Consider the following 21,630-nt stretch of genomic DNA (forward strand, 5'->3'; position numbering starts at 1 on the left):
CGTTGCAAACGCTGCGTTCCAACCCATATGAGCCAGTATGATACCCTTATCCGTTCTCGATCTTTCGCCCGTTCCCGAAGGTAGCGATGCAGCGCAATCGCTGCACAACACGCTGGAACTTGCGCAACATGCCGAACGGCTCGGCTTTCATCGTTACTGGCTTGCCGAACACCACAATATGCCGGGCATTGCCAGCGCTGCGACGTCCGTGGTCATCGGTTACGTCGCCAACGGCACCTCAACGATCCGTGTCGGCGCGGGCGGCGTCATGCTGCCCAACCACGCACCTCTGGTGATTGCAGAACAGTTCGGCACGCTGGCTTCCCTGTTTCCGGGGCGTATCGATCTCGGTCTTGGGCGCGCTCCGGGCACTGACCAGATCACCGCTCATGCGCTTCGTCGTAATCTCGACAGTGACGCCAATGCGTTTCCGCAGGATGTGGTCGAGTTACTGAACTATTTCAAACCCGCCGAACCGGGCCAGCGCGTGCGCGCCGTGCCGGGTGAGGGGTTGAATGTGCCTGTCTGGATTCTCGGTTCCAGCCTGTTCGGCGCGCAGCTTGCCGCCATGCTGGGACTGCCCTACGCTTTCGCCTCGCACTTCGCGCCTGCAGAGATGGAACGCGCCATCGCTCTTTATCGTGAGCGGTTCGAGCCATCCGAATATATGCAGAAGCCTTATGTGATGCTGGGCCTCAATGTGATTGCAGCGGATACGGACGAAGAGGCGAACTACCTTTTCACCTCGCAGCTACAGGCTTTCGTCAACTTGCGCAGCGGTCGCCCCGGCAAGCTGCCTGCGCCAGTCGAAGGCTATATGGAGCGGCTTGATCCGGCAGCGCAGGCGCTCGTCCGTCAGATGCTGTCATGCCGTGTGGTCGGTGGACCGGAGACTGTTGCGAAGGGTATCAAGGCCTTTGCAGAGAGCACTGGCGCCGATGAACTGATGTTGACCGGCATGATCCACGATCACAAGAAGCGCCTGCATTCATACGAGATTGCAAGCCGATCAATAGCCTGACCGGCCGGTCTCCATATCGGCATAGACCAGATAGCGAAGCGGACCAGGTGTAATCGCATCGAATGGGTAGCAGGTTGCCAGCACAAGGTGGCGGCCTTCGCTATCCGGAACGATTTTCGCTTCATCCCACCGCGCCACGGTCATATGGCTGACGCGATAGGAAACCGTCTTTCCGTCGCTGCGGGTGACAAGTATCTGGTCGTTCTTCTCGATATTCTTCAGAAATGCGAAATGCGTGTCGCGATGCGCGGCATAGACAGCCGTTCCCCGTTCGCCGGCCATCGGCGTATTGTCCAGATGGCCGGGACCGAAAGCCAATGCCTGTCCGCTGGCGCCTTTCAGGGCAATGGCTGATTCATTGAGCCTTGGGGCTTCGATGCGGGCAACCGGCCATGTATCGGCCCAGTTCCAGGGTTTAACCGGAGCGCCCGTTTCAATGCTTTCCGAAAAGGCCGTTTCCAGCAGGATCTGAGCCGCAAACGCTTTCGCATGGATCCAGATTCCCTGACCGGCAATTGCCATCCCCATCGCAATCAGCACCATGCCAAGCGCGGGGAGAAGGGAGCGCTTCAGCGCGCTCCCCGTAACAAGCTGATTGATAGGCATCATACATTCTCCTTGCGACGGAAGAACCAGAAGACGAACAGTCCAACCAGCATCAAACCCAAGCCTTGCAAAAGCAGCAGTGTCGCTGGCGTTGCCGTCTGCGGCAGCGGGATCGACTGCGATGGCGATGATGGTGAGGCAGGGCTTTCATGGCTGCGAACAGCGTCGCTCACCCCATTCATGTCCATGCTTGCGTGATTCCCGACATTGCGGTCCGCGCGGATGCCGAACAGCGTGTCATAATCCCACCCGGCAGGCAGTTGCAGTGGAATATCGGCGCGGGTCAGCGGCGCATTGGCCGGTCGCGACGGTGTCTTGTCGACAGCCACGAGGCTCGTCAGCCGGCTGACCAGATGATGCTCCAGTGCCAGGCGAAGAATGCGCGCATCGGCTGCGTCCTGAGTAATTTTGCCAAGGGTAAGGTCTACTTCCGCATCGTCAATCTTGCGACGTGCCCACAATTTTGAGATGCCTTCAGCATTCATTGCCTGGTCGAGCGGCAGATTGACTGTCCACGGACGGCCATCAATCTGGCCTTCGATAACAAGGTTTCCGGTTGCCTTGCCCATTCGTGCGGCGATGACAAGCGGTTCACCACGATAGAGATCGGGCAGAAGGGAGGGTGTCATGCTCACATTCTTTTCCGAAAAATTGGCCTTCAGATCGGTAACAGCCGGGTTTTCAAGCTTGTCGAACAGAGCCCGCATGCGTTCGTCCACTTCAGCCGCCGACCCGATATGGGTGAAGGTTCCACGTCCAAGTTCTGCCGCACGGTTCATCAGATAGGAATTCGGGGCAGAGCCGATGCCGACCATGAAAATACGCGAGCGCCCCCGGCGTGCCGCAACGGCATCCAGCAATTGCTGCTCATTGCTGATCTCCCCGTCGGTCAGAAACACGATCTGGCGCAATCCATTGCCCAGATGACTGTCATCCAGGGCTGCATGAAGGGCAGGCAGCATTTCCGTACCGCCTTGCGCTTCAAGGCTCGTTACGAAACGGCGGGCGGAGGCGATATTCTGCTGATTGGCATCGACAGAATCGTCGAAAAATTTGGTCAATGTGTCATCAAAGCGGACCACATTGAACCGATCTCCGGGCTGAAGATGCGACAGTGCATAATCCAGGCTGGCCTTTGCCTGTTCCATGGAAGTACCACCCATCGATCCGGAATTATCAATCACGAAGATGACCTCACGCTGGGCCTTTTTTGCGCTGGCAACAGCCGGTGGCGTAACATAGGCAAGCACATAATCGTCCTTGCCGATATGTTCGCTGAACAGCCCGACCTGCGGTGCATCGCTTGCGACAGCGCTCCATTCCAGAACGAAATCACGATCAGCAGCCGCCGTTCCGTCCAGCGTGATTTCTCGTGTCATGTCGTTCGTCGCGTCGATCCTGACCTTATGGTAAAGGCTTTCGACCTTTCCAAGCGGGAAGCCTGCCTTCAGATTGACCTTGACGGTCACAGAATTGGTTCGCAGGGCAGCCGGTGGGGTCAATGGCGTCACAACCGGTGCGTTGTAGCTATCAGGCTTGCCAGTATCGCTCGACTTGCCCCAGCCGTTTTTCATTTCGACTTCCTGAACAACAGGTGAGGCATTATCCGGATTGTAACGTGGCGCGACGACCAATGGCACACGCAGCGAGAAACGATCATCGGAAAGCCGCACCGCCTGCTGATACTCGATCTGGACGACGACTTTCTCATGCGGGCCGATATTGGCAACCGCATTGGTAAACACGTTGGGCCGCTGCTGTTCGATCAGCGTGGCCTTTTTGCCTTCGTTCTTCGCCTGTTCATATATTTCGCGCGCGGCCTGCTTCTCCTTGATTTCGGCGACAATCACACGATCGCCGATGACCATCTTCAGCGAATAGACCGCACTTTCTTCCGGCAATGGAAAAACATACAGGGCTTCAACGAAACCGTCGGTCGGGTTCTCGAATGCCTGCGTCAGCCGGGTCCGGGCCGTCGGCCCACTCACATCGAGATTGACGTCCGTTGCGATTCGAGGCGCTTCGACATAACGCCCGGCTTCGCTTGTCTCTAGCAAAAGACTGCCGGATTGAACCTCGTTCGGCGTGACCAGAGCAGGTGTTTCAGCACGAGGCTGCACAATCTGCAACAGACAGAAAATGACAGCCAGCGCTGGCAGCAACGCCATGTTGCAAAACCAGACGAACGAACAGAAGCGGGAGAGTATCCGGCGGCTGTTATCATGATTTGTAAGACTTATCGCGGGTGACATGATGTGCTCCTTGTTCACCTCGAAGAACTGGAGCCATTGTCGCTGGAGCCACTGTTTCCACTCCAGCGTAAGCTTTGCCAAGTTTCAGCCGTCACTTTCCGCAAACCGCCTTGCCGGTTACGCATATGTGTGGAATTGTGAAGAAAAGTACGCAATTCAGGATAAGCCATGTCCGATCAGGACTCTCACCTTCCCGACCAGCTCAATGCCCGCGTTGCCGTACGGGTTCGTGAGGAAATTGCCCGGCGGCGAATTTCGCGCCAGTTGCTGGCCGATGAAGCGCGGATCAGTCTTTCGACTTTGGAAAAAGCGCTGTCGGGCCACAGGCCCTTCACACTTGCAACGATCATCCGGCTTGAACAGGCAATGGGTGTCGCCCTGCGCGAACAGGCAGGCGATACTCCCGCCTCGTTGGCCAGGAATGGCAACAGTCACGCAGCGGAAGAATTGGGCGCCTATTCGCGCGCCTCGGTTTCATGGCTTGAAGGCGATTACCTGACCTTGCGTCCGTCCTTTGGCGAGGACAAGGCCATCTTCGCTTACATCACGGAAATCGGTTGGGATTTCGATGCCGGGCATCTCAGTTTTCGTGAGCGGGAACGTTCCGACGTTTCATTCTCGCAACAGGGTACCGTCTCCGTTCCACATCTTTCAGGGCACATCTATCTCGTCACGAATACATCCGGCCAATACCGTATGGCCGTGCTTTCCCGCCCAAGCATTACAGGTGAAATGTTTGGTATCCTGACGACATTGCGCGCCGGGCAGGGCGCACATCTGACCCCGGTTTCAACGCCACTTGCGCTCGTACCCATGAGGCAATTTGCCGGTCCGTCATTCGGGCGTATAAGGCCTGACGATCAGTCTTTCGCCGATTATTCGGCGATCCTGTGCAAGACTCTGAGCGACGGCTATGCGGGTTTCGTGACTGGTTGAGTCACACTCTCGCTTTTGATTTCCGTCAACAGCCAATCCCGGAAAGCAGAAACAGCAGGCGTGCTCGAGCGAGCCTTCGGCGTCACAAAATAATAGCTGCTCGGGCTTTTGACCGTGTGCGGACAAGCGACCACAAGCTGGCCGCTTTCAATCTCGGCGCGAATGAGGAACAGCGGCATCAGCGCAACGCCAAGACCGGCAATGCAGGCCTGCGAGACATTTGAAAACTGCTCGAAACGCATTCCAGGAGAAACCGGGGCCGCGATGTCGAGGCTTTTGAACCAGTGATCCCATGCGCCGGGGCGTGATGCCATATTGAACAAAGGGAGCGGCAGAAGATCGGTTGGGGCGTGAACCGGGTTTCGCTGGAGAAAAGCGGGGCTGCACACCGGCGCAACTGTTTCATCCATCAGAAAGACACTATCGGCGTTGGGCCAGTCCGGTTGGCCGATATGGATTGCCGCATCCAGCCCTTCGCGATCAAAATCGAATTGCCCGATACGTGTCGCAAAATTCAGGATGATATCCGGATATTTTTCCACGAAACGCGGTATGCGCGGTATCAGCCAGCGCGTCCCGAATGTCGGCAGGAACGCGAGATTAAGCGTGGTGCCGCGCATCTGCGACATGACTTGCAGCGAAGCCGCACGGATGGAAGCGAGCGCTGGCCCCACCGCCTTCAGATAGGCTCGTCCCGCATCGGATAGGACCACATGACGGCTTGAGCGGTCGAACAGCGCGGTTCCGAGCTGTTCTTCCAGCGTTGCAATCTGTCGGCTCACTGCGCCTTGAGTTAGCGACAGTTCCTCGGCAGCCGCCGAAAAGCTTTCATGCCGCGCAACCGCATCGAAGGCGGCAAGCGCACTGGTGGAGGGAAGCAGGCGTCGCGATATCGAAGTCATGATCCATTACTAAATGGAATAGATCGATGAGTAAACGTCGATTGCACCGAACTTCGGCACGGTTCATATTTCCTGCAAATTTTCATTGAGGAGAATACACTGATGTCACGTGCGGCTTTTAGCTGGGAAGACCCGTTTCTGCTGGATGACCAGCTGACCGAAGACGAGCGCATGATCCGCGACTCGGCTAAGGCCTTCGCGACGGATGTTCTGCTGCCCCGTGTTGAAAAGGCCTATCTGGATGAGACGACCGATCCGGAACTGTTCCGTCTGATGGGGCAGTCTGGTCTTCTGGGCGTCACGCTTCCTGAAGAATATGGCGCGGCCAACGCTGGCTATGTTGCCTATGGCCTGGTGGCGCGCGAGGTCGAGCGTGTCGATTCCGGTTATCGTTCGATGATGAGCGTGCAGTCGTCGCTGGTGATGTATCCGATCTATGCCTATGGCTCCGACGAACAGCGCAAGAAATATCTTCCGGGCCTCGTCTCCGGCGAGCTGATCGGCTGCTTCGGCCTGACCGAGCCTGATGCAGGTTCCGATCCCGCAGGCATGAAGACACGCGCCGAGAAGATCGACGGCGGCTATCGTCTCAGCGGCTCGAAGATGTGGATTTCGAATTCGCCAATCGCCGATGTGTTCGTCGTCTGGGCAAAGTCAGCCGCGCATGACAACGCCATTCGCGGCTTCATCCTCGAAAAGGGTATGAAGGGCCTGTCCGCGCCGAAAATCGGCGGCAAGCTTTCGCTGCGCGCATCGATCACCGGCGAAATCGTCATGGATGGTGTCGAAGTTTCGGAAGATGCACTCCTGCCGAATGTCTCCGGTCTCAAGGGTCCGTTCGGCTGCCTCAATCGCGCCCGTTACGGCATTTCCTGGGGCGTCCTCGGCGCAGCAGAAGATTGCTGGTTCCGCGCCCGTCAGTATGGCCTCGATCGCAAGCAGTTCGACAAGCCACTGGCCGGTACGCAGCTTTACCAGAAGAAGCTGGCCGACATGCAGACCGAAATCGCTCTTGGCCTTCAGGCAAGCTTGCGCGTCGGTCGTCTGTTCGACGACGGCAGAATGGCTCCGGAAATGATCTCCATCGTCAAGCGCAACAATTGCGGCAAGGCGCTCGATATTGCCCGTCAGGCGCGTGATATGCACGGCGGCAACGGCATCCAGATCGAATACCACGTCATGCGCCACGCGCAGAATCTGGAAACGGTAAATACCTATGAAGGCACGCATGACGTTCATGCGTTGATCCTGGGCCGTGCCCAGACCGGCATTCAGGCTTTCTTCTGATCGCTGTATTGCCAAGCCTTCCATTCGGGCCCGTTCGCAGTTCGCGGGCGGGCCTCTTTATTTTTGTACGGGATTGCTGAAAATGCAGAATACACCGCTTGACGGTCTCAAGGTGGTAGAACTGGCGCGCATTCTTGCCGGGCCATGGGTGGGGCAGACACTTTCTGATCTTGGAGCCGATGTCATCAAGGTGGAAAGCCCTGAGGGCGACGATACGCGCAAATGGGGGCCTCCATTCATCGATGTGGAAGGCGAACGGTCTGCTGCCTATTTTCACGCCTGCAATCGCGGCAAGCGCTCGATTACGGCCGATTTCCGCACTGACGAGGGCAGGAAACTGGTACGCCAGCTCGTGGCCGGGGCCGATGTGGTCATCGAAAACTTCAAGCTGGGCGGCCTCGACAAATATGGCCTCGATTATGAGAGCCTGAAGGCCATCAATCCACGCCTGATCTATTGCTCGATTACCGGTTTCGGCCATACCGGCCCTTATGCGGAGCGCGCAGGCTACGATTTCATGATTCAGGGCATGGGCGGCGTCATGGATCTCACCGGCGAACCTGACGGTGAGCCGCAGAAGATCGGCGTGGCTTTCGCCGACATTTTCACCGGGCTTTACAGCGTGATCGCAATCCAGTCCGCTCTCATCATGCGCGAGCGTACCGGCACCGGCCAGCATATCGACATGGCGCTGTTCGACTGCATGTCTGCGGTCCTTGCCAATCAGGCCATGAATTATCTGGCATCCGGTGTTTCGCCAAAGCGCATGGGCAATGCGCATCCGAACATCGCGCCATATCAGACGCTCCCCGTTTCCGACGGCTATTTCATCATCGCCTGCGGCAATGACGGACAGTTCGGAAAACTGACATCGTTGCTTGGCATTGGTAACCTCGCCACCGACGAGCGTTTCGTTAGCAACTCGGCGCGCGTGGCCAATCGAGCTGCTCTGACAGCACTTCTGGAAGAAAAGACACGGGCTTGGAAGCGCGACGATCTTCTGGCCGAACTCGCCAGAATCGGCGTGCCAGCCGGTCCGATCAATACGGTAGCCGATGTATTCGCAGACCCGCAATTCGAAGCGAGGGCGATGAAAATCGACCCGCAAGGGATTCCAGGCCTGCGGACGCCTATTCGCTTTTCCGATGCAGAATTGAAGCTCGACAAGCGTTCGCCGAAGCTTGGAGAACACAGCAACATCATTCTTTCAGAAATCGGCAAAAACTGATCGGGAATAGTGTCATCAACCAGACGCGCTCTTCATCGAAGGGCGCGTTTTTGTTTGTAATGCAGCGATGAAAAGTGAAAGTCTCAAATCAAGAAACAACTTTAACCCCTTGCGGGGAAAGCATTTTTAAATTGTTCTTGAGAGAAGATGGTGCGGTCGAGAAGATTTGAAAAGTCGACGCATAGCCCGGAAAAGGTGGGTTTAGGTGTCCCACGTGTAATTAATTTCACGCAATACGTTTCAATAAGATAGCATCCCGGTGTCCCACGGACGGTTGGTATTATCCACGGGTTTCTTCGGCTGTGGAAAAGCCAGAAAAGCAGACCGGTAAAACGCAAAAAATCCCCGCCACCTTTCGGCAGCGGGGCGTATCCTTGGGAGGATTAAGAGAATTGCAGTTTTCCTACGGAGGGGCGTGAAGGGCACGGCAGGCATAACCCGCCGTTTCCGTCATGGCCCTGGGCACGAGTTGTATTACAAGCTCTTCACGGGTCATGCTGATATCCTCGATCAGTCGAAACACCGGCCGGTGAACGAGAAAAGCGAGGAAGGCGATCAGCACCACCCACCCGAAGACCTTGTCGCCAATGCGTGAAGATTCCGCAGGTGTCGTCATTTTCCACCTCTGAGCGCGCGAATGAAATCGAGCATCGTATTGCCGTCAATGTTCGCGGTGAACCGTGTGAGCGCGTAGCCCATCATTGCAAAAAGTCCGGCGACGCCGTTGCGATACGTCCCCGGTTCGAGCTGCATGAAATCAATAAATGGATCCGCCAAGACCGTCGCGCAGAAGAGACCGGCAGCCACGCGCGTGATGGCGACCACGAACGAGTGACGCTCCGACGACATGACTGAGACGATCAGCCCCCCGGCAGTCGCCAGGATGAAGCCCATTTGCTCTTTGAAAAAATCGCCCATTATTCCCGCGCCCTTCTTACACCTTCGTCGAGCCGCTCCCACTCAGTCGCCAGTACATCGAGCTCCTTGGATGGCGCGGCCTTTTCAAGGTAGCTGAGGATTGCCTGTTGCCTCGGCAGCGGCGTCGGGGCAGGACACGCCCGCCCCAATGCCAATTCAGCCTGCGGTCCCGATGCGGTCACGCAGCCTGCGAGCGACATCAGAAGCAGCGCCCCTATCGGCCATGTCATTTTCATGTTGCTCATCGGCTTTGCCCTGCAACTGCTTTGATAATTCGCTCACGGCGTCAGCGGCGCCGAGATCCTTCAGACTTCGCTCATAGCTCCAGTCCTTAAACAGATCTCGGATCAGCGAGGCGAATGCCCCGGCCAGTACCGAAAGAACGACCTCAAGCACCGGCAGCCCCTTCGCCCTTTGACTTCTCGTCATACGACACGAGCTCGCCGACATCCGGGTAGATGTAGAGCTTTGCTTCGAGGAGATCGGCGAGGCGCTCGGGCGAGAGCCCGAAGAACTTGACCGCATCCGGCACTGACTTGAGAACGTAGTCGATCCCGGCGGCGAGCACGGCGCTCTTAACATCGATGGACTCCTTGTCGGCTTTATCTTCGAGCTTATTGAGACCGAAGTTCACCGCATTCTTGAGTGCAGTCTGCAGGGCGTCTCGATGGCTTGCTTCGATACTCAGACCGGTGAGCTTGGTCCATTTCACGAGAAGCCAGCCCACTGCGGCCGCGATGAGAGCGTAGGCAGCTTCCATCAGATACGGCATGAAGATGTCGACGATGGAGGAGACGGGGACTGAGGTGGAAGCATCCTGCGCCAAGGCACCGGCGACGGCACCAACGAGGATAATTGCTGCCCCTGCCATCGCGATGATGACATAGGCGGACAGTGCTTTGATGGAATAGTTCAAGGGAGTTACTCCTAATTGAGCCGTCATGGCAGCTGATTGGTCAGGCGAGGTCAGCTTCCAGATCATCGAGAAGCTTGCGGATATCTGCGATTTTCTGTCGCTTCGGGTCTGGCTTTGCGCCGTTCTCGACAGCCGGGCCGTTGACAACTTGGAAGTCTGCCCGGCTTGCCCACACGAGGTATCCGGCTGGCGTCTCGATTTGGATGCTGTTGCCGTCGACAGCGATGACCTCGACGGTCGTGCCAGAAGGAAGGCTGCCGTTGGCCGCCTGTCCCTTCACGCTACTCGTCTTCGCCCCGGTCGAGGTGATGGCAATGGCTCCTACGGGGATCGGCACGAGGACCACTTCCGGGGGGGCGGACATTGCAGCCAAGACCTCAGCACGCATCTTGTTACCGACGGCGGCAGCGCCTACAACAGACGGCTCGAAGACCAGACGAGAGACGTCCCACTTGTTCTTCTGCGTAATGCCGAGATTGGCCTGCACTTCCGCATGAAACAGGATGGTCTTGTTCGTGACTGCGATCTTGTAGAAGGCAGCCAGCTCGGCGACGACCTTGATGAACGCCGCCCACTGTTCCTTCGTGATCGGATATGAGCCAGGCTTGAACGGAGACTCGACCGCACCGGCCATGGCGCACATGGAAACGCCGATGGAATCCGTGTTGCAGTTCAGGGTGTGCGCCGCATAACCATCCTTGAGAGAGCCGGAGTTGTCGGCGATGGATGCATTGCCCTTGACGACAGTGCCATCGCCTTCAATCAGAAGGTGGTAGGCTTTCTTGTCGGTGGCGTTCGCCTTGTTCGTTCCAGCCGTCCAGTGGCAGATGATGCGTTTCATCGAGACGGCCGGCATCCATTGCGCCGATACGAGCGACATCTTGAAATCTCCGATTATATGAAAAGGTTCCCCACCTGCTCCGGGTGGAAAGGGGAGCAGGCAGGGACACGTCAGCCCGTGAGGATGACGATCAGTCCCACAGAGTCTTGAACGACTGAGCCTGTTCTTCCTGCGAGATGGTGGGGAGGACGATCCTCAGCCCGGCCGGGAGCACCGGGCCATAAGCGAAAAGACCTGGGTTGGCTTCCAGCAAAGCCTCGGTGTTCTTGCCGTGCTTGCCGTAATATTTGTAGGCAATGGCGTCGACCACGTCGCCGTCGATGGTGATGTAGACCTTCTGGCCGGTGATGCTCGTCACAATGCGGTTCAGCATTGCCGCCTCCTATCCGATATTGGAACCGGGATCGCCGGTCAGGCTTGGCGCACCCGCTTCGAGACCGGATCTCGGTACTGCGCCAGCAGGGTTTGTTTTCGTGGACGACGATGCAGACGAGGGGGAAGACTTGCCGGAGCTGGAGCCAGAGCCGCTATTGTCATTCGGCTTCGTGCAGGACAGCGACGTTGTGTATGCACCGCTGGCTGAGAAGTTGTGAGTGACAGATCGGATCGACCAGATCCCGTCCACATTCGAGCGGCACCCACTGACGACAGCGTTGGCCTCCGCCTGGGCGAAAGGCTCACCGTTAATCTCGAACGTCGCATCACCAGTATCGCGGTTGAGCTTCTTCGCTTGTGCCTTGGCAGCACGTTGCGCTTCATCCTTGTCCTGATGAGGGGTGCGTATCGTGAACCGAGGCCCATCCAACCCCGTCTTCTCCTCGACCGTTTCCTTCTTGTTTTTCTTCCGGTCGTAGTAGGACGCCTCAACAGTCGAGTGTCGCGGCTCGTCCTTCTCCGTGACGGAGTATTTCAAAAGATTGGAACCGCGCGCCACCAGAACGTCAGGGAGTCCCGTCCCGCTTGCGCTGAGACTATCGCCACGAGAGACGACAACAAGACGGCCGGACTTGACCGTGATCGATGCATTCAGCTTGTCGCCTATACGAGTCAGGAACTCGAGCGAGTTCTCTTCGGTCTGCGCTTCGTAAGCGTTGACAGTAGCCTTGATGTCATCCGAAATCGTGAGCGTAAGACCTATCCGTCCCGCGACGTCACTGAAAATGTCGCCGTAGGTTGCGAAGTCTTTCTTCGGATACGCCTTCGGATCTCGCTGCTTGGCAAGGGACTTAGCCGCAACCGACTTCGCCTGAATCGTGATCTGCTGAGGCCAGCCAGAGAAGACGACGGAGTCCACAGAGAACTGGCCGAAGTCCCTCATCCGGCCTTCATAACCACCGACTGGATTCAGGATCGCTCCCGTCTTCGGGGCGGTGACAGATCCGTCGACGTCTGAAATCACAATAGACAGCGTGTCCGACTTGGAGCCGACGCCGTCCGTAATCGTCATGGTCACGCCAGATCCAGCGATCCGACCTGTGATGTCCACGCCGTTGGCGCTGATCGAGAATTTAGGAACTGGCATTAGAAACCAAGCCTCAGAGATGCGCTGAACGAACCGCTCGACCCGACGCCAAGGCTGAGCGAGATCCCGCCAGCCGACAGCGATAGCGCAGCCATGCGCGCTGCCGACTGATCGTATCTCTTCAGCTTCAAGCTGACGGTCACGGTCTGCGGCGTGCCTGCATTATCGAACGTCGTCTCTTCATTGCTGATCGACGTCGCCAGCCACATGCCGAAGATGTTCTGTCCAGCTCCATTGATGTGAACGAGATGAAGAGGGAGCTGCGCATTGACAGCCTCCCTTACGCCAGCGAGCTGACTCAGCCCCCGGCCATTGAAATGCCGGGGGTGAAAGGTTGAGCTGAGGGTTATCTCCTCAGCGCCGGGACCAAGGCGATGCAGAAGAGGAGCGGCGCCAATGATAGGCTGCTCTTCCATGCGCGGCGACAGGGACCGGCTGATCGTCTCGACCGAGTAATTCGGTACTGTGAACCGGAACGGTCCCCATGCCATGAGCATCATCCATCTCCGTATGAAAGATTGCCGAAGTAGGTCTGCACCGAACGAGCGAGCTTACCTTCAAGCTGAGCAAGCGCCTGTTCAACGCCTTGCTGGACTGCGGCCTTAACACTGGCAGCATCTGCACCAGCGCCGACGGTAATCCCGCCGAGGTTGATCGGAGCATGAACAGTGACTCCGCCGCCACCGATCTTGTGGTTCGGGATGATCGTCCCGTCCGCACCCGGCGCGAAGAGTTCCTGTCCCTTCTCGTTGATCTGGTAAATGCCACCCGCTTTCACGGGGCCGCCAGCCGCACGCTTGCCGTCAAGCTTCGGATCAAGTGACCCGCCCGACGGAGAAACCGCTGCAGAGCCGCCGCGTGCCACCGTGGCGAACTGACGGGCCAGACCGAGGGCTCTTTCAAGCTGGCTCGTGTCTATCGTCAGGGCACCGTTGACGGTCAGCGCCTCCTTGATCTGCTCGCCCGTGGCATGAGCTTTCGCTTCGGCCTCGGCACCTCCGGTCATCAGCACGCCGATGTATTCCCGGATTCCTTGCTGAGCAGCAATCGGCCACTGTGCGGTCTGCTGCGAGATGTCGACCTCGAGAGCTTCCTGCGGTGTGCGCTTGCGACCAAGCTGAACGTTCGACGGGTTGATGCCAGTGTGCTTTTCCACCCATGCGTCAACGCCGCTCGTCAGTCCCCACAGGTTTCCATCTGGGTCGGTCTGGTTGAGGGCGGTAGCCGTAAGAGCACCGGCACCAAACGGACTGGCTATTGCCCGTCCGCCAAGTCTGAGGGCACCTCTCAGGAGTCCACCGCCTGCCGCCCCAGCAGCTGCGCCGCCTGCAGCAGAGCCTGCGCCACCGCCAAGGATTCGGGAGAGGATCCCTCGGCCTGCACTCATGGCAGCGTAACCACCTGCAGCAAGGGCGAGGGCGCCCAGAGCTTCAATAACCCGGCGAGTGGTGGTGCTTAACTGAGTGAACTCAGAAGCAAGCCAGTCGACAGACTTGAGGACGCTACTGATCGGCTTTTCCCAATCGCTCACGATCTTGATGAGCGCTGTTTCCACGGCACCCGTCGCGCGGGTGTAATCACCGTACAAGCCCTTGTTGGCGTCAACGCCCATTTGGTGTGTGATGCCTTTTGGGATATTTTCCATGACCTTTACAAGGGCGAGAAAGTCCTGGTAACGGCTTGCTAGAGTCATAGCTCGAGCGCCCTGGCGTTCTGTAAAGATTGCATTGAGCTGCGGGCCTGTCGGGCTTGCCCCGAAGATAGCTTTTAATAACGACTCAGCATCGACGCTCTCTGCGCTGTATTTATGGAAACTTCCAAGGTCGCTTGCTACAGCCTTTTTATCTTTGGCGGACATCTTGCCAAGAACAGGATCGAGGAGATCCATAAGGCCAGAAGTAAACTCACCTCTGCTACCCCTCACCGAAACATCTTCATTGTTCTCCTCATCGAAATATGTAGCCTCTTCAAGCCATTCAGATATTTTCTGCTGAAGGTCTTTACCGACTTTAACGCCAAAGTTTTCTTTAAGCATACTTGCGATGCCCTCGACTTTGAAAGCGTCAGGCTGCTTGACGTAGTCATCAAAGTTAATACCCATGGCGTGCATTGCCATGCGGCCTTTGTTGGTTGGGGCTGTTAATTTCGCTGATGCAGTTCGGGTGAAAACACCAGCTTCATCGCCGTAGTAACCGGCCTGCCTCAAAATAATACCAGCGGCATTGGCCGTGGTGTCCTTGAGGCCAGCATTTCTCATGGCAGCGCCACCGTAGCGGATATACTGACGGACATCCGTGTCAGTCATGCCGCCGTTCTTAGCCATCCACACCAAGGAATCTACATATTCATTGATGGCCTTAACGTCGGTTAAAGGTATTCTTCGGATCTGAGAAGCCGACCTGATGGTTTCTGTTGCTTCTTCCATGGTGACATTCATGGCTAAAGCATAATCGGTGATGGGCTGGATGACGTTTCTAATGGATTGAGCGTCACGGATACCGCCTTGCAAAACACCGATTTGGGCGCGAACAACATCAGCATTCGTAAACCGAGTTTCATAGCCGATCTTTTCGGCCTGCTCATTCATGAGCTTGCTGCTGTTTTCATCAAAGACATCGTAACCAAGAGCGTCACGGTAGGCTGTCGCCTGATCGTAGGACACCGTGTCCATGAATGCATTGCGTGCCACACCGCCAGCACGGACAGCGGCATAACCACCAGCTGCACCAGCGATCGTGCCGCCTACAGAGGGGCCAGAGCGACCCGGTCGTGGCGGCTTTGCCGGAGGCTGCTTGCGGTTTTCCCGCTCCATCTCGCGCATCTTGCGGATGGTCTGGGCCAACTGATCGCGGATAGCGCGCTGAGACTGACCAATGCCGTTCTTGCTATTGATGCTAAATGATCTCAGCGATTGCTCTGCCGAACGTGCGGCGGCTCGCTGTTCCTGGAAAGCTGTCGTCGCTGCCTTGAGTGCAGAACGTGCCGACCGCATGTCAGCATTCAGCTTCGCCGTGGGCTTGGTCACTGAAGCGAGTGCGGCTTCCAGCTCTTTAACACGGGTGCGAGCTGTCCGAAATTCGCCGAACGCTGCCGCTGCACCGCGCCGCAGATCCTTGAAGTCGCCGACTGCTGCCGCCTTCCGGCGCAAGTAGTCGAGCTGGCTGCCGAGGTTCTTGGCCCCGGCAACACCGTTCTTCCCGAGTTTTCCAATGGAAGACTCGAGAGCCTTGAGGGCTTCCGTTGACTTCTTGGATGGGCCGCTGACGGAATCGATCAGCTGAAGACGAAGAGTGGCTACCCGAGATGCCATGACTATCCACCTACATTATCTGGATAGCCTCTTCCCAAAGCCCGACGAGCTGAGGAAACGTCATTTCCAGAATGGATTCAAACGTTACCCCGCCGCTGGTTTCACGCATCACCTTGAAGGAGATAGCCAGCCAAGCGTCTATTCTTGCGGGGATGGGGTCTCCGTAGCCTCCTCTCGGGGCAACGTTGACTGTGCGAAAAAACCTTCTTGCGCCGCCTCCACGCGGGATGCGTCGACAAAGTCGAGGCTCTCGAGGACAACGGCCGGCGCGCTCACCCACGGCATGTCGACCTTTTCGTCGGCCCCCTTGCCATGTTCCTTCACAGCCTCAGCGCATTCCTGAAGGTAGTCTCGCCACTCCCGCATAATCGGGCGGCGGACAGTAATTTCGCTGTAGACGACGCCGTCGTACTCGACAGGGAAGTCGAGAGAGACGACCATCTCCCGTCGTCCACCGTCGCCGACAAAACGAGGAGGCTGCTTTGCGACGGCCTCCTGCAATGTCTTGGCTTCCGCATTGCGAGCTTCCACCCTCGCGAGTTCCTCTCGGCTGAGAGACTTCGTGACCTGGTTCATGACCACTCTCCTGAAATGAAAACGCCCGGCTTAGTAGCCGAGCGCCTGATTGAGTTCGGCGAGCTGGTTCACGCCGTTGATGATGCGTTTCGGAGGCCACGCCTGAAGCTCGTGGACGACGTCGATGCCGGTTTCGTAACGCATGTACTTGATGCTGTTCATCACGAACTCGACGCCGCCCTTTTCACCACGCTGCCAGCGATCACGGGAGCTGCCGTTGATCTGGCCTTCGACGATGCAGACGTGCGCGTCGATCCCGCCGTCCAGCTCACGGAGCACACCGCCACGGAACGTGACGCGAGTGGTCAGGCCCGGACGGAGTGCCATGCGCTTCATGATGTCGGGATTGTGGCCAGCCATCTTCACGGTGACTTCGAGCGCTTCGATAGCCGACATCGCCTGAGAGACGCCAAGATCCATACCGCCGCCGCGATAGTCCTGAGTCATCGGACGGGGAAGGGGCAGGTCCACCTCTTCCGTGTCGATACCGAAGTCGAGGCCATCCAGGAACATGGTGAAGCCTTGCAAAATATGCCGCATGGGAATTTCTCCTTATCGCGCGGAAGGTTGTGTTACGCCGTCTGAAGGGCAGTGCCAGCCAGACGGGCGATTTCACGAGCGGCATTCTCGGCAAGGACCGTGTAGTAGCCGGTGTTACGCGAGAACATGAACGTGATATGCTCGATCGGAGCAGGGGCTTCAGCGTCGTAGCTGATGTAGAGGTGACCGGAGGCCCAGGTTTCCTTGGTGTTCAGGCTGGAATCCAACCACACACGACCGCCGAGCGTTGCGCCCATAGCCGCCCAACGACGCAGTGCCGAGTTCACGGTCTCCGCAATGTCGGTCAGGTTCTGGAGGCTGAACGGCTTGTCGATAAAGGCTTCCGAAGCGATCTCGACCGAGTCGATGATCGTGTCGTGTGCACGGCGCACCGACCAGAAGTTCTTCAACGAGTCCGACGATGGCACCCGGCTGCCCCACAGCTTGAAGCCACCGCTCGGTGCACGCACGATTGCGGCAATGGCGTTCTTATTGAGGAGCTGCGATTCAGCCGCAGGGTCCGTGATCGAATGGTCGATCGGGCGGGAGATGCCGACGATGCCTTCCACAACGTGGTTCGACGGGGAAACCCAGAAGCCTTCGCTGTAGTCAACGCGGGCTTGCAGGCCAGCCACACGGGCCGAAGCAGGTTCGTTCACGGCCGCCGCATCCTTGAATACCTTGACCATCGGCTCGACGATCAGAAGGCGGTCGGTGTCGTAATCCAGGCGATCCTGAATGGCGGCCGAGGTGTTGGTCGCCGTGGAATCCTTGATCACGCCAGCGCGGAAGCGGTTCGCCAGAGTCAGCAGCTCGACCGTTACCGGGTTTGCTACCGTGCCAACCGTTGCCGTTGCCGTCGCGGCTTCCGTTGCGCCGCCACCGGTCAGAGTCACCGTAGGTGCGGACGTGTAGCCGAAGCCCGGCTTGGTGATGACGATCTCGTCGACAACGCCCGTCGTCGAATTGATCGTTGCAACGGCCTCAGCGCCAGTGCCAGCGCCACCGGTGATCGTCACAGTCGGGACCGAGGTATAACCCGTGCCTCCTTCCGTAACCGAGATGGTCGCGATACCATCGGTCGGACGGGACGAGGTGAAGCCCGGTGCAATCAGCAGCTTCGGTTTCAGGCCGTGCTCACTCTGCGCAGTGCGCAGTGCGTGCATGCCCTTGTAAGTCGTCGCGTTGCCGATGATGTTCGACATGGTCTCGTTGATGTTCGCGCCGGGTTCAACGCGGACAACAAGGATCGTCTGCGAAACACGAGACGCCTGATCGAAGATGCCGTCGATGGCATCCTTCAGCGTACCGGCAGCGCCGAGACCCTGGACTTCGCCATTTGCACCGTAGATCGGGACGACGGTGTCAAGCGGCCAGAGCGCGGAATCGGCGTCAGGCGCCGTGCCAATCAGGCCGATGATACCGGTGTCGATGGTTTCGACCGGACGAGGGCCGTTGTTCTGCTCGACCGTTTCAACGCCGTGAAGATAAATGTCCGTCATTGGATCTGCTCCGTGGAAATGACAAAGCCCGGCGCAATGGCCGGGCATGTTGCTGGAAAAAGAAAAGCCCGGCTGCTAACCGGGCTGTTCCATTCTTAATTTGCTGAGGCGGTCAAAGGGTCTCAAACGCGGCTTCAATCTCAGCCGCCGTTGTAATGAGCCCGCTCTCAATGTCCTTCGCCACCTGACTCTCCTTAGCAAAGCAAGCTTGCACATGATCGCCGACAGCTTTGCCGATTGCCATCATCGTAGCGGCATCGAGAGTTACCCAACCGCTTGCAGCTTTGAACTCAATTACCTTGTCGGGATTGTCCTGCGCATATTTATATGCGCCGGTGATCATGGATTGGCTATCGCGGGTAGTGTCAATGATCTGACCGGCGATCTCCGCTCCAGACGTTTCCTTCTGGTATCGTATGCGCTCGGCATGCAGGAGCAGGTTGCTCTTGATCTGCTCGGAGCTATACGTGGATACCAAATATGTTACCTCGACCTTGTCATTGCCGATGATCCAGTCACCCTTGCCGCGCTTGTCGATGAAGTGTGTTATAGGGTTATAGGATGGCGGGGTATCATGCACCGGATAAACATTCAGAGACAGTAGCTCTTGGTCGCTTAACTGCTGTGCGTCGTCATTAAACCAACGGGGCTTACCTGTGACCTCGACGATCGATCCATCTTTTACATGAGCGTAAAGCATCACACATCCTTCCACGCACCGGCGTGTTTAACCTTGGTATTGGAAGGCTTCCAAATACCGTTTTCTTTTACATATTTATTTGAGGGTTTCCAGACGCCAGCATCTCTACAGAATGTTGATGTTGTCGGTTCGTAAGAGATAATCCAATCATCCATAGATGCTCTGGAATCAGAGGATAACCCAATACCGATATTGGACTGCCCTGTAGTGGTAAACGTAGTAGTAAGTTGTTTCCATTCGTTGTAACCACTATGTACGGGCGCTGACAGGTGGATTGGGTCTTCGGACGAATACACGCCAAGTTGCATATTCCCTTGGTCATATTGGGCAGAATTTTTTATCCACACAGATGCCGTTATAACTGCGTTGCTTGCTTCTGCGGGTAAAGCGCGTAAACCAATTCCTATCTGCAAAGTGTCTGCGCTAACATCAGCAGCCCAACTACCTGAGCGAACAAACACTGCATTAGAAAGGCGAATCACAGGGGAGCCTGAACTCGTATTAATCCAACCATCTGATCCTGTTTCAAATCCTCCACTAAGAACTGGCATAATTACACCTTAAACCAAATATCACCGTCAACGCCACCGCTTGGATTTGCGGTGGAGATAGTGATGCGGCTGTTGCTGACTTTGTTTGCTAACCCTGTATCGACGTACTGCTTATTCGCAGCATGCATAGGGTCAGCTGGCGCGTCGTTGAGTGCAAGACGGCCGGTCATAGTACCGCCCGCCTTGTCTAGCTTACCGGAAACAGCACTTGCGAGGTCATCATTATTGAGGAGCGTTTTCACAGCCCCCCCTGCCTGAACAAAGGCTCTGCCGTCTGCCGTATTGACGATAATTTCACCGTCTTCGAAGTCGCCAGAGGTAGGAGCTTTGCCGGCGACGCTGCTCCGCTTGTGCTTGTAGCTCATTAGAATGTGCCTCCATCAAACAGAACGCCTGTTATATTCCCGCCCGATATATTGACGTTGTTGGCGTTCTGCGTCGCCATTGTTCCAAGGCCGAGGTTTGTGCGAGCGGCGGCCTTATCAACCAAGTCGGAAAGATTCGCTGCCTTAGCGAGCTTTTCCCCAATCGATGTCGCAACGGTTGTTGCAAAGTTAGGGTCGTTGCCGAGCGCTGTTGCAAGCTCTGAGAGCGTGTCCAGTGCCGCAGGCGATCCATCGACAAGCGCCGCGAGCGCCGCCTTAACAAAGGCGGTCGTCGCAATCTGCTGGTTGTTTGTCGCCTGTGCTGCCGTCGGCGCTGTTGGCGTTCCTGTCAACGCAGGGGATGCCAGCGGCGCTTTCAGATCGAGAGCCTCTTGCTGCGCCGTACTGACCGGGTGGTTGGCGGGCGAAAGATTCTCGACATTACCAAGCCCAACATCGGACTTTGTCACGCTATCCCATGTCGGGGCAGAACCTGCGGTCGATCCTGATTTCAGGAACTTGCCGGTATTGGCCGCTGCTGTTGCTGGGACGTGGCGATTGCCGTCTGTCGTCGGGTGGACGTAGTTATTTGCTCCGGCTGCGATGCCAGCAAGCTTTTGCTTTTCAGCGCCGGTCATAAAGCCCGATGCACCACCTGAAACGGCATCGTCATGAGTGTGCGCGGTAGGCGGGAACGTTGCTGGCTTGTTCTGAACGCCAGTCCACTGAACGCTGTCCGCCACCTCTGCCTGATCGACCTTGCCGTCGTCGTCCGCGTCATATACCGACTTGAGCATGTCGCCCGCGCCGGTATTTTCAAGCGCATCAGTCAGGAATTGCTTTGTAACGAAAGCGCCAGAGCCACCGATTGAGACAACAGAGGTTGCATTCCCATTGCCGTCATCACCGAAGCCGATATAAAGAGTATTGTCGACTTCGTTATGCGCAATCTCGCCGGATCGCAAGGATGTAGGCGCACCCGGATTGCCTCCGACGGCACGACGTTTGATGGCAATCGTGCCGGTTACTTGGACTTGAGCCATCAGAAAAACCCTCCGGTAATATTCAGCGTTGTTAAATTTTCGATGTTTCCGGGCTCGCCTTGATCCCCTTTGTCCCCCTTCTTACCGATGGGGCCGCGTCTTGCGGGGACGTTGAGGATTGCTTTTTCCCGATTGGTCTGGACATCAGCCGTTACTGTATGTCTGGTATAGTCGGCCCCTCCGGTTGTGCTGGAGTAGGATGAGACGTTGTAATTCTTCATTGAATCATCTCCAGTGGTGGGCCGGGAACAATGGTGAATGATCCAGAGAAATAACCTTCAACATCACCGCCCGGTGGCGTGACATCGATGAGGTATTGGGCCGCGCAACTAGTGGTGAGTAGCGCGGTTTGTTGACCAGTCATTCTGATCACGGGGATGACCAATGCTTCATCAGCGCCGGGAAGGAACTCTACTTCTTCGAAGGTCACGCCGTCGCCGGGAGCGAGGGTGAAGAGAGGCCCTCTGCGGCTCCAGACATGCATACGGATCGTCCAGAGAGGCCAGTCGTCTGGACGATCACCATCGAACATCAGATCAAGATCTAATCTCCATGTGTAGCCGGGCGCAACAATCGCAGCTTGTATGGGAAGTGCTACTCGCTTAGACATAGTT

The 21,630-nt window shown here is 56.9% G+C and carries 25 protein-coding genes; 4 read left to right on the plus strand and 21 right to left on the minus strand.

The features are described 5' to 3' along the window. Positions 1-37: 37 nt before the first annotated feature. Positions 38-1,021: an LLM class flavin-dependent oxidoreductase gene (locus tag F9K91_RS07530; protein ID WP_061346316.1), complete on the plus strand. Its 984-nt coding sequence runs from the start codon at positions 38-40 to the stop codon at positions 1,019-1,021. Here F9K91_RS07530 and F9K91_RS07535 read toward each other — a convergent pair. Together F9K91_RS07535 and F9K91_RS07540 are read right to left on the minus strand one after the other, a co-directional pair. Then, a complete protein-coding gene (locus F9K91_RS07535) occupies positions 1,010-1,627 on the minus strand; it encodes a class GN sortase (RefSeq protein ID WP_151677610.1) in 618 nt (205 codons plus the stop codon). The genes F9K91_RS07530 and F9K91_RS07535 overlap by 12 nt on opposite strands. Continuing rightward, entirely contained in the window at positions 1,627-3,879 is a 2,253-nt protein-coding gene (locus F9K91_RS07540) for a marine proteobacterial sortase target protein (RefSeq protein WP_235912813.1), read from the minus strand. Before F9K91_RS07540 ends, F9K91_RS07535 begins: the two co-directional genes overlap by 1 nt. A 168-nt stretch (positions 3,880-4,047) precedes the next feature. Between F9K91_RS07540 and F9K91_RS07545 the strand changes: the two genes are divergently transcribed. Next, entirely contained in the window at positions 4,048-4,815 is a 768-nt protein-coding gene (locus tag F9K91_RS07545; protein WP_151554947.1) for a helix-turn-helix domain-containing protein, read from the plus strand. Here F9K91_RS07545 and F9K91_RS07550 read toward each other — a convergent pair. Beyond that, complete coding sequence (locus F9K91_RS07550; RefSeq protein WP_151677536.1) at positions 4,791-5,717, minus strand: LysR family transcriptional regulator; 927 nt, start codon at positions 5,715-5,717, stop codon at positions 4,791-4,793. The genes F9K91_RS07545 and F9K91_RS07550 overlap by 25 nt on opposite strands. Before the next feature lie 102 nt (positions 5,718-5,819). Between F9K91_RS07550 and F9K91_RS07555 the strand changes: the two genes are divergently transcribed. Both F9K91_RS07555 and F9K91_RS07560 read left to right on the plus strand, forming a co-directional pair. After that, entirely contained in the window at positions 5,820-7,004 is a 1,185-nt protein-coding gene (locus F9K91_RS07555; protein ID WP_167522189.1) for an acyl-CoA dehydrogenase, read from the plus strand. 82 nt (positions 7,005-7,086) lie between these two features. Continuing rightward, positions 7,087-8,232 (plus strand): CaiB/BaiF CoA transferase family protein, encoded by a 1,146-nt coding sequence (locus tag F9K91_RS07560; protein ID WP_151677537.1) that lies wholly within the window; start codon positions 7,087-7,089, stop codon positions 8,230-8,232. Between the two features lie 403 nt (positions 8,233-8,635). On the opposite strand, the gene F9K91_RS07565 is transcribed toward F9K91_RS07560, so the two are convergent. The 18 genes from F9K91_RS07565 to F9K91_RS07650 form a co-directional block, all read right to left on the minus strand. Further along, complete coding sequence (locus tag F9K91_RS07565; protein WP_140019466.1) at positions 8,636-8,848, minus strand: hypothetical protein; 213 nt, start codon at positions 8,846-8,848, stop codon at positions 8,636-8,638. Next, positions 8,845-9,150, minus strand: a complete 306-nt coding sequence (locus F9K91_RS07570; protein ID WP_140019465.1) for a hypothetical protein — start codon at positions 9,148-9,150, stop codon at positions 8,845-8,847. The genes F9K91_RS07565 and F9K91_RS07570 overlap by 4 nt, the downstream gene beginning before the upstream one ends. Next, a complete protein-coding gene (locus tag F9K91_RS07575; RefSeq protein WP_151677538.1) occupies positions 9,150-9,395 on the minus strand; it encodes a hypothetical protein in 246 nt (81 codons plus the stop codon). The genes F9K91_RS07570 and F9K91_RS07575 overlap by 1 nt, the downstream gene beginning before the upstream one ends. Positions 9,396-9,538: 143 nt before the next feature. After that, a complete protein-coding gene (locus tag F9K91_RS07580; protein ID WP_151677539.1) occupies positions 9,539-10,066 on the minus strand; it encodes a hypothetical protein in 528 nt (175 codons plus the stop codon). Between the two features lie 40 nt (positions 10,067-10,106). Further along, positions 10,107-10,946 carry a peptidoglycan recognition protein family protein gene (locus F9K91_RS07585; RefSeq protein ID WP_151677540.1) on the minus strand — a complete coding sequence of 280 codons (840 nt, stop codon included), beginning with the start codon at positions 10,944-10,946 and terminating at the stop codon, positions 10,107-10,109. Positions 10,947-11,037: 91 nt separating this feature from the next. Further along, complete coding sequence (locus F9K91_RS07590) at positions 11,038-11,280, minus strand: tail protein X (RefSeq protein ID WP_151589666.1); 243 nt, start codon at positions 11,278-11,280, stop codon at positions 11,038-11,040. A gap of 9 nt (positions 11,281-11,289) precedes the next feature. Continuing rightward, positions 11,290-12,429 carry a phage late control D family protein gene (locus F9K91_RS07595; RefSeq protein WP_151677541.1) on the minus strand — a complete coding sequence of 380 codons (1,140 nt, stop codon included), beginning with the start codon at positions 12,427-12,429 and terminating at the stop codon, positions 11,290-11,292. Continuing rightward, a complete protein-coding gene (locus F9K91_RS07600) occupies positions 12,429-12,920 on the minus strand; it encodes a phage tail protein (RefSeq protein ID WP_167522190.1) in 492 nt (163 codons plus the stop codon). Before F9K91_RS07600 ends, F9K91_RS07595 begins: the two co-directional genes overlap by 1 nt. A 5-nt stretch (positions 12,921-12,925) precedes the next feature. Then, positions 12,926-15,739 carry a phage tail tape measure protein gene (locus F9K91_RS07605; RefSeq protein WP_151677543.1) on the minus strand — a complete coding sequence of 938 codons (2,814 nt, stop codon included), beginning with the start codon at positions 15,737-15,739 and terminating at the stop codon, positions 12,926-12,928. A gap of 138 nt (positions 15,740-15,877) precedes the next feature. After that, positions 15,878-16,315 carry a hypothetical protein gene (locus tag F9K91_RS07610; RefSeq protein WP_151589670.1) on the minus strand — a complete coding sequence of 146 codons (438 nt, stop codon included), beginning with the start codon at positions 16,313-16,315 and terminating at the stop codon, positions 15,878-15,880. 30 nt (positions 16,316-16,345) lie between these two features. Beyond that, on the minus strand, positions 16,346-16,855 hold the full coding sequence (locus tag F9K91_RS07615) for a phage major tail tube protein (RefSeq protein ID WP_109368993.1): 510 nt from the start codon (positions 16,853-16,855) through the stop codon (positions 16,346-16,348). Positions 16,856-16,887: 32 nt separating this feature from the next. Continuing rightward, positions 16,888-18,357 carry a phage tail sheath subtilisin-like domain-containing protein gene (locus tag F9K91_RS07620; RefSeq protein ID WP_167522191.1) on the minus strand — a complete coding sequence of 490 codons (1,470 nt, stop codon included), beginning with the start codon at positions 18,355-18,357 and terminating at the stop codon, positions 16,888-16,890. A gap of 112 nt (positions 18,358-18,469) precedes the next feature. Beyond that, the gene (locus F9K91_RS07625; RefSeq protein WP_235912826.1) at positions 18,470-19,057 is read right to left on the minus strand and encodes a DUF4376 domain-containing protein; all 588 of its coding nucleotides are present in this window, start codon (positions 19,055-19,057) and stop codon (positions 18,470-18,472) included. Then, positions 19,057-19,608 carry a hypothetical protein gene (locus F9K91_RS07630; protein WP_151677546.1) on the minus strand — a complete coding sequence of 184 codons (552 nt, stop codon included), beginning with the start codon at positions 19,606-19,608 and terminating at the stop codon, positions 19,057-19,059. The genes F9K91_RS07625 and F9K91_RS07630 overlap by 1 nt, the downstream gene beginning before the upstream one ends. Before the next feature lie 2 nt (positions 19,609-19,610). Further along, on the minus strand, positions 19,611-19,973 hold the full coding sequence (locus F9K91_RS07635) for a hypothetical protein (protein WP_151677547.1): 363 nt from the start codon (positions 19,971-19,973) through the stop codon (positions 19,611-19,613). Further along, complete coding sequence (locus F9K91_RS07640; RefSeq protein WP_151677548.1) at positions 19,973-21,016, minus strand: head decoration protein; 1,044 nt, start codon at positions 21,014-21,016, stop codon at positions 19,973-19,975. Before F9K91_RS07640 ends, F9K91_RS07635 begins: the two co-directional genes overlap by 1 nt. Further along, the gene (locus tag F9K91_RS07645; RefSeq protein WP_151677549.1) at positions 21,016-21,237 is read right to left on the minus strand and encodes a hypothetical protein; all 222 of its coding nucleotides are present in this window, start codon (positions 21,235-21,237) and stop codon (positions 21,016-21,018) included. The genes F9K91_RS07640 and F9K91_RS07645 overlap by 1 nt, the downstream gene beginning before the upstream one ends. Beyond that, positions 21,234-21,626, minus strand: coding sequence for a hypothetical protein (locus F9K91_RS07650; RefSeq protein WP_151677550.1), 393 nt, complete (start codon positions 21,624-21,626; stop codon positions 21,234-21,236). Before F9K91_RS07650 ends, F9K91_RS07645 begins: the two co-directional genes overlap by 4 nt. Between the last annotated feature and the right edge of the window lie 4 nt (positions 21,627-21,630).

This window comes from Brucella tritici (assembly GCF_008932295.1).
GTDB classification, from domain to species: Bacteria; Pseudomonadota; Alphaproteobacteria; order Rhizobiales; family Rhizobiaceae; genus Brucella; species Brucella tritici.

Coding starts and splice junctions, on each gene's coding strand:
- F9K91_RS07530 (WP_061346316.1), top strand. CDS start 38: ATGATACCCTTATCCGTTCTCGATCTTTCGCCCGTTCCCGAAGGTAGC.
- F9K91_RS07535 (WP_151677610.1), bottom strand. CDS start 1,627: ATGCCTATCAATCAGCTTGTTACGGGGAGCGCGCTGAAGCGCTCCCTT.
- F9K91_RS07540 (WP_235912813.1), bottom strand. CDS start 3,879: ATGTCACCCGCGATAAGTCTTACAAATCATGATAACAGCCGCCGGATA.
- F9K91_RS07545 (WP_151554947.1), top strand. CDS start 4,048: ATGTCCGATCAGGACTCTCACCTTCCCGACCAGCTCAATGCCCGCGTT.
- F9K91_RS07550 (WP_151677536.1), bottom strand. CDS start 5,717: ATGACTTCGATATCGCGACGCCTGCTTCCCTCCACCAGTGCGCTTGCC.
- F9K91_RS07555 (WP_167522189.1), top strand. CDS start 5,820: ATGTCACGTGCGGCTTTTAGCTGGGAAGACCCGTTTCTGCTGGATGAC.
- F9K91_RS07560 (WP_151677537.1), top strand. CDS start 7,087: ATGCAGAATACACCGCTTGACGGTCTCAAGGTGGTAGAACTGGCGCGC.
- F9K91_RS07565 (WP_140019466.1), bottom strand. CDS start 8,848: ATGACGACACCTGCGGAATCTTCACGCATTGGCGACAAGGTCTTCGGG.
- F9K91_RS07570 (WP_140019465.1), bottom strand. CDS start 9,150: ATGGGCGATTTTTTCAAAGAGCAAATGGGCTTCATCCTGGCGACTGCC.
- F9K91_RS07575 (WP_151677538.1), bottom strand. CDS start 9,395: ATGAGCAACATGAAAATGACATGGCCGATAGGGGCGCTGCTTCTGATG.
- F9K91_RS07585 (WP_151677540.1), bottom strand. CDS start 10,946: ATGTCGCTCGTATCGGCGCAATGGATGCCGGCCGTCTCGATGAAACGC.
- F9K91_RS07590 (WP_151589666.1), bottom strand. CDS start 11,280: ATGCTGAACCGCATTGTGACGAGCATCACCGGCCAGAAGGTCTACATC.
- F9K91_RS07595 (WP_151677541.1), bottom strand. CDS start 12,429: ATGCCAGTTCCTAAATTCTCGATCAGCGCCAACGGCGTGGACATCACA.
- F9K91_RS07600 (WP_167522190.1), bottom strand. CDS start 12,920: ATGGCATGGGGACCGTTCCGGTTCACAGTACCGAATTACTCGGTCGAG.
- F9K91_RS07605 (WP_151677543.1), bottom strand. CDS start 15,739: ATGGCATCTCGGGTAGCCACTCTTCGTCTTCAGCTGATCGATTCCGTC.
- F9K91_RS07610 (WP_151589670.1), bottom strand. CDS start 16,315: ATGAACCAGGTCACGAAGTCTCTCAGCCGAGAGGAACTCGCGAGGGTG.
- F9K91_RS07615 (WP_109368993.1), bottom strand. CDS start 16,855: ATGCGGCATATTTTGCAAGGCTTCACCATGTTCCTGGATGGCCTCGAC.
- F9K91_RS07620 (WP_167522191.1), bottom strand. CDS start 18,357: ATGACGGACATTTATCTTCACGGCGTTGAAACGGTCGAGCAGAACAAC.
- F9K91_RS07625 (WP_235912826.1), bottom strand. CDS start 19,057: ATGCTTTACGCTCATGTAAAAGATGGATCGATCGTCGAGGTCACAGGT.
- F9K91_RS07630 (WP_151677546.1), bottom strand. CDS start 19,608: ATGCCAGTTCTTAGTGGAGGATTTGAAACAGGATCAGATGGTTGGATT.
- F9K91_RS07635 (WP_151677547.1), bottom strand. CDS start 19,973: ATGAGCTACAAGCACAAGCGGAGCAGCGTCGCCGGCAAAGCTCCTACC.
- F9K91_RS07640 (WP_151677548.1), bottom strand. CDS start 21,016: ATGGCTCAAGTCCAAGTAACCGGCACGATTGCCATCAAACGTCGTGCC.
- F9K91_RS07645 (WP_151677549.1), bottom strand. CDS start 21,237: ATGAAGAATTACAACGTCTCATCCTACTCCAGCACAACCGGAGGGGCC.
- F9K91_RS07650 (WP_151677550.1), bottom strand. CDS start 21,626: ATGTCTAAGCGAGTAGCACTTCCCATACAAGCTGCGATTGTTGCGCCC.